We start from the raw sequence: 6,723 nt of genomic DNA on the forward strand, positions 1-6,723 counted from the left end.
GTCATGTCGCTGCCGTCGGAACTTTTGAGTGTCGCGGAGATGTATCAGGCGGATCGCCTCGCCATGGAAGGGGGCGTATCCGGAACCACCCTGATGGAGGCGGCAGGGCAGGGGATTGCCGAACTGATCCTTGGCAATTGGCCGAGAGGGCGATGTCTTGTCCTTTGCGGTCCCGGCAACAATGGCGGTGATGGCTATGTCGCCGCCCGGCATTTGCAAGACGCGGGATGGGAGGTTGACCTCGCCTCTCTTGTTGATCCGTCGGTTCTGATGGGTGATGCCGCCGTGATGCGGGATAAGTGGGATGGCGATATCCTCTCCTTGCATGAGGTGCCGTTCGAGGGTCTGGATCTTGTCGTTGATGCAGTGTTTGGCGCCGGGTTCTCGCGCTTTCTGGATAACGGTGTCGCAGCGCTGCTGTCAAAAGTGAAGAAAGCGGCTATTCCGGTTGTCGCCGTCGATATGCCGAGCGGCGTCAACGGGGACACTGGCGCAGTCGATCCAAACTCTATCCCCGCCGCCATGACGGTGACTTTCTTTCGCGCGAAGCCCGGACATTTTCTCTATCCCGGCCGATCCTATTGTGGTGATTTGAGGGTGATCGATATCGGGATTGCCGCCGACTATCTGGAAGAAATCGACCCGGCAACGCATCTGAACGGTCCCGATCTCTGGCGCGATGATCTGCCGCTCCTGAAACCGGAGATACAGAAATACAGCCGCGGTCATGCGGCGATTGTTGGCGGCGGCATATCCTCAACCGGCGCGGCGCGGCTGGCGGCGCGTGCGGCATTGCGAGCGGGCGCCGGTGCGACCACAGTCGTCAGCCCGCCGTCTGCGCTGATGATTTATGCGGCGGCGCTGGAGGCCGTAATGGTCACCGCGATCGGAGAGGAGGAAGATTTCGAAAACTGGTTGCAGTCGCGGCGCATCGGGACGGTGCTGATCGGGCCGGGCAATGGTGTCACCGACCGGACTCGAGAGTTTACGCGGCTTGCTCTTGAAAGTACGGCAAATGTTGTGATCGATGCGGACGCCCTGACTGTCTTCAAGGATGAACCGGATACCCTTTTCTATCTGATCCAGGAGAAAGAGGAAGGGGAAGTTGTATTGACGCCCCATGAAGCGGAGTTCGAGCGGATTTTCTCACTCGCCGGTTCCAAGCTGGAACGAGCGCGGGCAGCAGCGGCTCTTTCCGGCGCGGTTGTCCTGCTGAAGGGAGCTGATACGGTTATTGCAACGCCGGATGGAAAAGCGGTGATCAACCATAACGCGCCGCCCTTTCTTGCGACCGCCGGATCAGGGGATGTGCTCAGCGGGTTGATAACGGGATTGTTCTCGGGCGGGATGACGGCGTTCTCAGCCGCCGCCACGGCGACCTGGATACATGGCGCTGCGGGAGATAGCCTTGGCCCGGGCCTGATTGCCGAGGATATTGAAAGTGTCATTCCGGAAATTTTGGACGGACTTTTAAGCGGACCCTAAAAATGCGTAAAATATGACGCATATTTCAACCGTTTCTTTACGATTTGCCCTTAATAAGGGAGGATTACTAGAAAAAGTAGATAAAACTGTTGGGTGAAAATTATGTTTTTTAAGAAGCAAGGTTTACGGGACCGGATCGCCTCAGGCGATATCTTTTACCGCCGCATGATGTTGAGCCTGCAAGAACAGGCAAGAGTTCTTCGTGTTGAAGATGACGATCAGGGTATTCCGCATGTTCATTATGAAAAGACGGTTCTTCGCACTGGCTATCAGGAACATGCCGGCACCAATGTTCTGGCGTTGGCTATTTTTGAGCGGGATTTCCAGGAAGCCCAATAATCTGATTTTCCGGCATGCTTGAGACGGCTCGTTTTAAATAACGACCTGCCGTGTCTGCACCTGTTCTGGTTGCCTTTTCGCCTCTATCTGCGCCTGACATACCCGACATATCCCGGCGAGGCCGGTTCTTTTTACTTTTCTCGCGCTTTATCGGTAATTCCCCTAGTCAATCCCAGAAATCATATGCTATAGACAGCCGCTCCCGGTTGGAGCGTCCGCGTTTTTTGTGGATGCCTCGGGTGAGAAAAAATGATGCGGGTGTGGCGGAATTGGTAGACGCGCTGGTTTTAGGTACCAGTTTCTTATGAAGTGGGGGTTCGATTCCCTCCACCCGCACCAACATACTGAATGAAGCCTTCGGGCTGGCGCTTTTCGTCACGAAACGGGACGGGATGCGTTTATTGCTAAATAAATGATGACGGACGATCGTTCATGCAAATTACACAGACTAACTCTGACGGACTAAAGCGGGATTTCACGGTTGTTGTTGAGGCAGCGGAAATCGATACGAGAGTAACGGAAAGACTGACGACTGTCGGTGCGGAAGTCAAACTTCCGGGGTTCCGCCCGGGCAAAGTGCCGATGTCGATCTTGCGTCAGCGCTTTGGCAAGTCCGTCATGGGCGAAGTGCTCGAACAGACTGTCAATGAGATGAGCCAGAAGGCGCTTGACGATAACGATCTGCGCCCGGCTCAACAGCCGAAAATCGAAATCACCAATTTCGACGAAGGCACGGATCTGGAATTCACCCTCGAAGTCGAGATCATGCCCGATTTCAAGCCGATGGACTTTTCCAAGCTGAATCTGGAAAAACCGGTTGCCGATGTCGAGGACGAGAAAGTTGACGAGGCGCTGAAGGAAATTGCCGGACAGCAGAAAAACTTTGTTGCCGTTTCCAAAAACCGCAAGTCGAAAGAGGGCGATGCACTCCTGATCGATTTCCTCGGCAAGGTTGACGGGGAGGCCTTTGAAGGCGGCTCTGCCGAACGGCATCAGCTGGAGCTTGGCTCAAACAGCTTTATTCCCGGATTTGAAGAACAGCTGATCGGCGCCAAAGGCGGCGATGACCTTGATGTGAAAGTCACTTTCCCGGAAAACTACGGCGCGGAACATCTTGCGGGTAAAAATGCCGTGTTCGAAGTGAAAGTTCACGAGGTGCAGGAAGCGGCGGAAGTCGAGATTAACGACGAGTTTGCCACCAAGCTCGGCCTCGATAACCTGGATGCCCTGAAAGAGGCGGTTCGCGGGCAGATTTCGCAGCAATATGCGCAGATGTCCCGTCAGTTGCTGAAGCGCAGCATGCTGGACGCGATGGCCGAATCTCATGATTTTGATGTACCGCCCGGCATGATGCAGGGTGAGTTTGACAGCATCTGGCAGCAGTTCGAGCAGGAGCTGGAGCAGTCCGGCAAGAAGCTTGAAGATCAGGACCAGTCCGAAGAGGAACTGCGCGCTGAATATACGGATATCGCCGAGCGTCGTGTACGTCTTGGCCTGTTGCTCGCGGAAGTTGGCCGGATCAACAACATCGAGGTTTCCCAGGACGAGGTCAACCAGGCCATGGTGGCGCAGGCGCGGAATTACCCCGGTCAGGAACAGATGATTTTCGAGATGTTCCAGAAACGCCCGGAGATGCAGGCACAGCTTCGCGCGCCGATCTTTGAGGATAAAGTGATCGACTTTATTTCTGAACTTGCGACGATCACGGAAAAGAAAGTCTCCGTTGACGAGTTGATGAAGGACCCGGACGAGGAAGAAGTCGCCAAGCCGAAGAAGAAGCCGACCGCGAAGAAGGCTGCACCTAAAAAGGCGGCTCCGAAGAAGCCGGTGGCTAAAAAAGCGGCGCCTAAGAAGGCGGCTGAAAAGAAATAATCCGGAAAAGCAGAAATGCGGATTTACAGTTGCGTTCGTCATACATATATGATGACGTGGCGCAGCTGCGAAATTTAAGGAAACTCGAGAATGGTTGATGTCATCGACACCTATATGAATAATCTGGTCCCGATGGTGGTGGAGCAAACGGCGCGCGGAGAGCGGTCATACGACATCTTCTCCCGCCTGTTGAAAGAACGGATTATTTTCGTTACCGGACAGGTTCAGGACGGCATGGCCGGGTTGATCACGGCGCAGCTTCTGTTTCTGGAAGCTGAGAACCCGAAAAAGCCCATTTACATGTACATCAACTCACCGGGTGGTGTGGTGACCTCGGGCCTCGCGATCTATGACACGATGCAATATATCAAGCCGGACATCGCGACGGTCTGCATCGGTCAGGCAGCCTCCATGGGATCTTTCCTGCTGGCGGCGGGTGCAAAAGGCAAGAGATACTGCCTGCCCAATGCCCGGATCATGATCCATCAGCCTTCCGGCGGGGCTCAGGGGCAGGCCACGGACATCGAAATCCAGGCCCGCGAAATCCTGAAAGTACGGGCGCGGCTTAACAATATTTATGTTGAGCATACAGGGCAGCCGCTGGATGTGATTGAAGCCTCCATGGAGCGGGACAATTTCATGACCGCTGAAGAAGCCAAGGAATTTGGCCTGGTTGATGAAGTCGTGTTGAAGCGTCCGACGGATGCGGACGAAGAAGAAGGCAAAAAATCCAAATAACTCCGCGACAAAATCAGATTATTATTTTTCGTAAGGCAGCGCGAATTGCGTCATGTTAACGAAAAGTTGAGTCAAATTTACATATTATATATCTTCGAGATAACTAAAGTGGTTTGCCGCCATTGATTTCGACGAGATGAACATTCTTGTTGTCGCCCGCAGAGACGACGGCTAATATGAAAAGTCGAACGGACTATTGGAGTATTTATGACCAAATTAAGTGGTGGAGATTCGAAAAATACCCTGTACTGCTCCTTCTGCGGCAAGAGCCAGCATGAAGTGAGAAAGCTGATCGCGGGACCGACAGTGTTCATTTGCGATGAATGCGTTGAGCTGTGCATGGATATTATTCGCGAAGAACACAAAAGCACCTTGGTAAAGACGAATGACGGCGTACCGACGCCGATGGAAATCTGTAACGTTCTCGATGATTACGTGATCGGCCAGTTCCATGCGAAACGCGTTTTGTCCGTTGCCGTCCATAACCATTACAAGCGGCTTCATCACAGCGCTAAATCGGACGATGTGGAACTGGCAAAATCCAACATTCTGCTGATCGGCCCGACGGGTTGCGGTAAGACACTGCTCGCCCAGACATTGGCCCGCATTCTTGATGTCCCCTTCACTATGGCGGATGCCACCACCTTGACCGAAGCCGGTTATGTCGGTGAAGATGTGGAGAATATCATTCTCAAGCTGCTGCAGTCTGCCGACTATAATGTAGAGCGGGCGCAGCGCGGCATTGTCTATATTGACGAGGTCGACAAGATCAGCCGTAAATCCGACAACCCGTCCATCACCCGGGACGTTTCCGGTGAGGGTGTGCAGCAGGCGCTTCTGAAGATTATGGAAGGCACTGTGGCCTCCGTTCCGCCGCAGGGTGGGCGCAAGCATCCACAGCAGGAATTCCTTCAGGTCGATACGACGAATATCCTGTTTATCTGCGGCGGCGCCTTTGCCGGCCTCGATAAGATTATCGGCTCGCGCGGGAAAGATACGTCCATCGGTTTTGGTGCCTCTGTCGAGGCCGAAGAAGATCGCAATGTTGGTGAGACGTTGAAGGATGTGGAACCGGAAGATCTGCTGAAATTCGGCCTGATCCCGGAATTCGTTGGCCGTCTGCCGGTTGTTGCAACGCTTGAAAATCTTGATGAGGAAGCCCTGATCGAAATTCTGACGTCACCGAAGAACGCTCTGGTCAAGCAGTATCAGCGCCTGTTCGATATGGAGAATGTCAACTTGACCTTTACCGAAGATGCACTGTCGTCGATCGCCAAGAAGGCGATTGTCCGTAAAACCGGTGCCCGTGGCCTTCGGTCGATCATGGAGAATATCCTTCTGGATTCAATGTATGATCTTCCCTCACTCGAAGGAGTGGAGGAAATCGTTATTAATGCGGAGGTGGTTGACGGCGGAACTCAGCCTCTCCATATATATGCTGACCGGCAGGACGCAACGAGTAGCGCATAGCCCGGTAATGTGGGAAGAATTCCTTTCTCGCTGTTTTTAATTCGTAGGGCCAGCATATTTTTCCGGCTGCTGTGGCATGTCTGAATGCCCGTCCCAAAAGGCAACATGATGATTGATACACCTCGTACGCAAATATTTCCGGTTCTTCCGCTTCGCGATATTGTCGTATTTCCGCATATGATCGTTCCGCTGTTCGTCGGACGTGACAAGTCCGTGCGGGCACTTGAAGACGTGATGAAGGATGACAAGCAGATCCTGCTGGTGGCGCAGAAAAATGCGAGCCAGGATGATCCCGGCGAGGAAGATATTCATCGCGTTGGCACGATCGCCTCGGTTCTGCAACTGCTGAAACTTCCCGACGGCACTGTAAAAGTGCTGGTCGAGGGCGGCGAGCGGGCTCGGATCGACGAGTTTCTGACCAATCCTGATTTTTTCCAGGCCCATGCTGAAATTCTGGAAGAAAAAGATGCGGAGACACCGGAGCTGGAAGCGCTTGCGCGTTCCGTCATTTCGCAGTTTGAGCAGTATGTGAAGCTCAACCGCAAGATTCCGCCGGAAGTACTTGTCTCGCTCAATCAGATCGATGAGCCGTCTAAGCTTGCTGATACAATGGCCTCGCATATGGCGCTCAAAATCTCAGAGAAGCAGGAGCTCTTGGAAATCGAGAGCGCGACTGAGCGGTTGGAACGTGTCTACGCGCTGATGGAAGATGAAATCGGCGTGCTTCAGGTTGAGAAGAAAATCCGCAGCCGGGTCAAGCGCCAGATGGAGAAGACCCAGCGCGAATATTATCTCAATGAGCAGATGAAGGCGATCCAG

6 protein-coding genes and 1 tRNA gene are annotated in these 6,723 nt (G+C 53.5%); all 7 read left to right on the forward strand.

The window, feature by feature from the left end; all coding sequences use genetic code 11:
• The first annotated feature begins 3 nt into the window (after positions 1-3).
• Positions 4-1,485, forward strand: coding sequence for an NAD(P)H-hydrate dehydratase (locus tag P1U71_RS13640; protein WP_301106166.1), 1,482 nt, complete (start codon positions 4-6; stop codon positions 1,483-1,485).
• Between the two features lie 102 nt (positions 1,486-1,587).
• Entirely contained in the window at positions 1,588-1,824 is a 237-nt protein-coding gene (locus tag P1U71_RS13645) for a hypothetical protein (RefSeq protein WP_301106167.1), read from the forward strand.
• A gap of 254 nt (positions 1,825-2,078) precedes the next feature.
• Positions 2,079-2,163: transfer RNA gene (locus P1U71_RS13650), tRNA-Leu, on the forward strand.
• Between the two features lie 93 nt (positions 2,164-2,256).
• Positions 2,257-3,696, forward strand: a complete 1,440-nt coding sequence (tig, locus tag P1U71_RS13655) for a trigger factor (protein WP_301106168.1) — start codon at positions 2,257-2,259, stop codon at positions 3,694-3,696.
• 90 nt (positions 3,697-3,786) lie between these two features.
• Positions 3,787-4,434 (forward strand): ATP-dependent Clp endopeptidase proteolytic subunit ClpP, encoded by a 648-nt coding sequence (clpP, locus tag P1U71_RS13660; RefSeq protein ID WP_301106169.1) that lies wholly within the window; start codon positions 3,787-3,789, stop codon positions 4,432-4,434.
• Positions 4,435-4,641: 207 nt separating this feature from the next.
• The gene (gene clpX / locus P1U71_RS13665; protein ID WP_301106170.1) at positions 4,642-5,904 is read left to right on the forward strand and encodes an ATP-dependent Clp protease ATP-binding subunit ClpX; all 1,263 of its coding nucleotides are present in this window, start codon (positions 4,642-4,644) and stop codon (positions 5,902-5,904) included.
• 108 nt (positions 5,905-6,012) lie between these two features.
• On the forward strand, positions 6,013-6,723 hold a 711-nt coding region (locus P1U71_RS13670), incomplete at its 3' end, for an LON peptidase substrate-binding domain-containing protein (protein WP_301106171.1).

It is taken from the genome of Sneathiella sp. (assembly GCF_029233945.1).
GTDB lineage: Bacteria > Pseudomonadota > Alphaproteobacteria > Sneathiellales > Sneathiellaceae > Sneathiella.